The organism is Dietzia sp. (assembly GCF_036741115.1).
Lineage (GTDB): Bacteria > Actinomycetota > Actinomycetes > Mycobacteriales > Mycobacteriaceae > Dietzia.
Map to the genome: position 1 here is coordinate 1 of NZ_DAINST010000140.1, position 3875 is coordinate 3875.

Consider the following 3875-nt stretch of genomic DNA (forward strand, 5'->3'; position numbering starts at 1 on the left):
ACAAAAGTAGGAGGCGCGCCGGACGTGATCCGCGCGGTCCCGCTGCGCCACCCCGGACGCTGGGTCGCCGCGGCGATCATCATCGTGCTCGCGGCGCTGTTCCTCTGGGGCGTGGCGACGAACCCGGCCTACCGCTGGGACACGTACTTCGACTACATCCGCGACACCCGGATCGCCCAGGCCGCCGGCTACACGCTGCTGCTCACCGTGACCTCGATGGCAATCGCCATCGTCCTGGGTATGACCGTCGCAGTGATGCGCATGTCCGATAACCCCGTACTGCGCGTGACCGCATGGGTCTACCTCTGGACCTTCCGCGGAACCCCGGTCTACCTGCAGCTCTTTCTCTGGGGCATGCTCGCATCGATCTATCCCGTAGTGCGTTTGGGCGTGCCGTGGGGGCCGACCTTCGTCGAGTTCCTCACCGAGAACTGGGCCAACGCGCTCGTCCTCGCGATCATCGGCCTCGCGCTCAACGAGGCCGCCTACATGGCCGAAATCGTCCGCGCCGGCATCGACTCGGTCCCCGAGGGGCAGCGCGAGGCCTCGACGGCACTAGGCATGTCCTGGCGGCAGACGATCGTGCGCACTGTGCTCCCGCAGGCTATGCGGGTCATCATCCCGCCCACGGGCAACGAGATCATCTCGATGCTCAAGACCACCTCGCTGGTCTCGGCGATCCCGTTCACCCTCGAGCTCACCGGCCGCGCCCGCGATATCTCGGCGGCGAACTACCAGCCGATTCCGCTGCTCATCGTCGCGGCGACGTGGTACCTCGCCGTCACCTCGATCCTCATGGTGGGGCAGTACTTCCTGGAGAAGCACTTCGCCAAGGGCGCGACCCGCCAGCTCACGGCCAAGCAGCTCCGCGCGCTGGCCGACGCCGAGGGTGTGCCGCCGAAGAACATCGAGATCCGCGACGAGCCGCAGGGAGGCGTGCGATGAGCGAGAGCGAGAAGGACCGCAACGATCGCGACAGCGCGACCCCGATGGTCCAGGCCGACAATGTGCACAAGAACTTTGGCTCCCTCGAGGTACTCAAGGGGATCACCCTCGACGTTGCGCCCGGCGAGGTGCTCTGCCTCATCGGCCCCTCGGGCTCGGGCAAATCGACGTTCCTGCGCTGCATCAACCACCTCGAGAAGGTCAACGGCGGGCGGCTCTACGTCGACGGCGAGCTCATCGGCTACCGCGAGAAGGGGGACAAGCTCTACGAGCTGAGCCCCAAGCAGGCCGCGCGGCAGCGCTCCGAGGTCGGCATGGTGTTCCAGCACTTCAACCTCTTCCAGCACCGCACGGCCCTCGAGAACATCATCGAGGCGCCGATCCAGGTCAAGAAGCAGAAGCCGGAGGCGGCGAAGGAGCGGGCCCGCACGCTGCTCGCGACCGTCGGGCTCGCGGCGAAGGCCGATGCCTACCCGGCGCAGCTCTCCGGCGGCCAGCAGCAGCGCGTCGCCATCGCCCGTGCGCTCGCCATGGACCCCAAGCTCATGCTCTTCGACGAGCCGACCTCCGCGCTCGACCCGGAGCTCGTCGGCGAGGTGCTCTCGGTGATGCGCGGGCTCGCCGACGACGGCATGACCATGGTCGTCGTCACCCACGAGATGGGTTTCGCCCGCGAGGTCGCCGACAAGGTCGCCTTCATGGACGGCGGGCGCGTCGTGGAGCTCGGCACACCCGCCCAGGTGCTCGACGACCCCCAGGAGGAGCGAACCAGGGAGTTCCTCTCCAAACTCCTCTGACGGCGGGGGCCAGTTCCTCCCCGGCCCCGCTTGTCAGCTGGCCCTGCTATACAGCCGGGCTGGCTTCTCACCCGGGCCGGTGGGCGGAGAAGATCGCGGTGCCCGGGAAGATCTCCCCGCGCAGTGGCGACCACTGCCCCCAGGTCTGGGTGAGCCACTCGGGCCATTCCGGCTCGATGAGATCGTCGAGCACGAATCCGGCGCCGATGAGCTCGCGGATGCGATCGCCGAGCGTGCGGTGGTGCTCGACGTACGAGAGGTTCCCGGCCTCGTCGGTCTCGGTGTACGGGCTCCGGTCGAAGTATGGGAACACCGCCTCGAGGCCGCGCGGTCCCGGATCGTCCCGGAAGATCCAGCGCATCGGGTGGTTCACGGAGAAGACGAAGCGGCCGCCCGGGCGCAGCACGCGGTGCGCCTCGGCCATGGCGCCTGCGGAGTCGGCGACGAAGGGGAACGCGCCGAAGGCGGAGAACGCGATGTCGAACGAGGCGTCCGCGAAGGGGAGCGCGGTGGCATCGGCCTGGACGAGCGGTACGGACTCTCCGGAGTCCTGCATCGCCTGGCGGCCAACGGAGAGCATCCCCGCCGACAGGTCGAGGGCGATCGCACGGGCGCCCTGCCCGGCGAGCCACCGGCTACAGGGGGCGGAGCCGCAGCCGATCTCGAGGGTGTCGCGGCCTTCGACGTCACCGAGGAGGTGCCAGTCTCCCTCGTGCATCCCCTCGGGGCACCACACGAACTCCCCGCCGGCGGAGTCGGCGCCGAGAAAGGTACCGTGCTCGCGGTGGTATTCCTCGGCCTCGGCGTCCCACCAGGTGCGGGACGTACGGACCGATGCGGCGTTTCCGGCCTCGGGCGCGCGGCCCGCCGCGGTCCACTCCGTGCTCACGGGAATCGCCTCCGAAACCCCGGTTACGCGGTGCGGTACGTGACCGCCGCGCCGCCGGCTCGCGTTTGATCTGTTTGCCCTGCCAGAGTAGTATTTACCACCGTGTGTGCGCGCCCCGTGCGTGCGCGTGTTCTGGCGAGCGGCTCGCGGACCGTCTCCCATCGCTCTTCTCGGCCGTGGAACGGCTCGAAGTAGCTCGTCAGGAGCTCAACTGTCCATCTACGACCTTTTCCTTTGTTCGGAGCAACTCAACATATGACCACCAACAACACCTCGCCTCAGGTAGCCGTCAACGACATCGGCTCCGACGAGGACTTTCTCGCCGCAATCGATGCCACGATCAAGTACTTCAACGATGGGGACATCGTCGAGGGCGAGGTCGTCAAGGTCGATCGCGACGAGGTTCTTCTTGATATCGGTTACAAGACCGAAGGCGTGATTCTCTCGCGCGAACTCTCGATCAAGCACGACGTCGACCCCGCCGAGGTCGTCGAGGTCGGCGATTCGGTCGAGGCCCTTGTCATCACCAAGGAGGACAAGGAAGGGCGGCTGATGCTGTCCAAGAAGCGCGCCCAGTACGAGCGCGCCTGGGGCACCATCGAGGAGCTCAAGGAAAAGGACGAGCCCGTCAAGGGCACGGTCATCGAGGTCGTCAAGGGCGGCCTCATCGTGGACATCGGGCTGCGTGGCTTCCTCCCCGCCTCGCTCGTTGAGATGCGTCGCGTCCGCGACCTGCAGCCGTACGTCGGCCGCGAGCTCGAGGCGAAGATCATCGAGCTCGACAAGAACCGCAACAACGTCGTGCTCTCGCGACGTGCGTGGCTCGAGCAGACCCAGTCCGAGGTCCGCTCCGAGTTCCTCCACCAGCTCCAGAAGGGCCAGGTCCGCAAGGGCGTCGTGTCCTCGATCGTCAACTTCGGTGCGTTCGTGGACCTCGGCGGCGTCGACGGCCTCGTCCACGTCTCCGAGCTGTCCTGGAAGCACATCGACCACCCGTCCGAGGTCGTCGAGGTGGGCCAGGAGGTCACCGTCGAGGTGCTCTCCGTCGAGCTCGACCGCGAGCGCGTCTCGCTCTCGCTCAAGGCCACCCAGGAAGATCCGTGGCGCCACTTCGCCCGCACCCACGCGATCGGCCAGATCGTGCCGGGCAAGGTCACCAAGCTCGTCCCGTTCGGCGCGTTCGTCCGCGTCGAGGAGGGCATCGAGGGCCTCGTCCACATCTCCGAGCTGGCCGAGCGCCACGT

4 protein-coding genes are annotated in these 3875 nt (G+C 67.5%); 3 read left to right on the forward strand and 1 reads right to left on the reverse strand.

Annotated elements, in window-relative coordinates; all coding sequences use genetic code 11:
- Window positions 1-24: 24 nt before the first annotated feature.
- Window positions 25-945, forward strand: coding sequence for an amino acid ABC transporter permease (locus V7E05_RS13910; protein ID WP_333620230.1), 921 nt, complete (start codon window positions 25-27; stop codon window positions 943-945).
- Complete coding sequence (locus tag V7E05_RS13915; protein ID WP_333620227.1) at window positions 942-1742, forward strand: amino acid ABC transporter ATP-binding protein; 801 nt, start codon at window positions 942-944, stop codon at window positions 1740-1742. The genes V7E05_RS13910 and V7E05_RS13915 overlap by 4 nt, the downstream gene beginning before the upstream one ends.
- A 67-nt stretch (window positions 1743-1809) precedes the next feature.
- Here the strand turns inward: V7E05_RS13915 and V7E05_RS13920 are convergent, their stop codons facing one another.
- On the reverse strand, window positions 1810-2631 hold the full coding sequence (locus V7E05_RS13920; protein ID WP_333620228.1) for a class I SAM-dependent methyltransferase: 822 nt from the start codon (window positions 2629-2631) through the stop codon (window positions 1810-1812).
- Window positions 2632-2886: 255 nt separating this feature from the next.
- On the opposite strand from V7E05_RS13920, the gene rpsA reads away from it, so the two are divergent.
- Window positions 2887-3875: 30S ribosomal protein S1 (gene rpsA / locus V7E05_RS13925; RefSeq protein WP_333620229.1), on the forward strand; the 989-nt coding region annotated here is incomplete at its 3' end.

Excerpts from the sequence above, each read along its gene's own strand:
- V7E05_RS13915 (WP_333620227.1), top strand. The coding sequence starts at position 942 with ATGAGCGAGAGCGAGAAGGACCGCAACGATCGCGACAGCGCGACCCCG.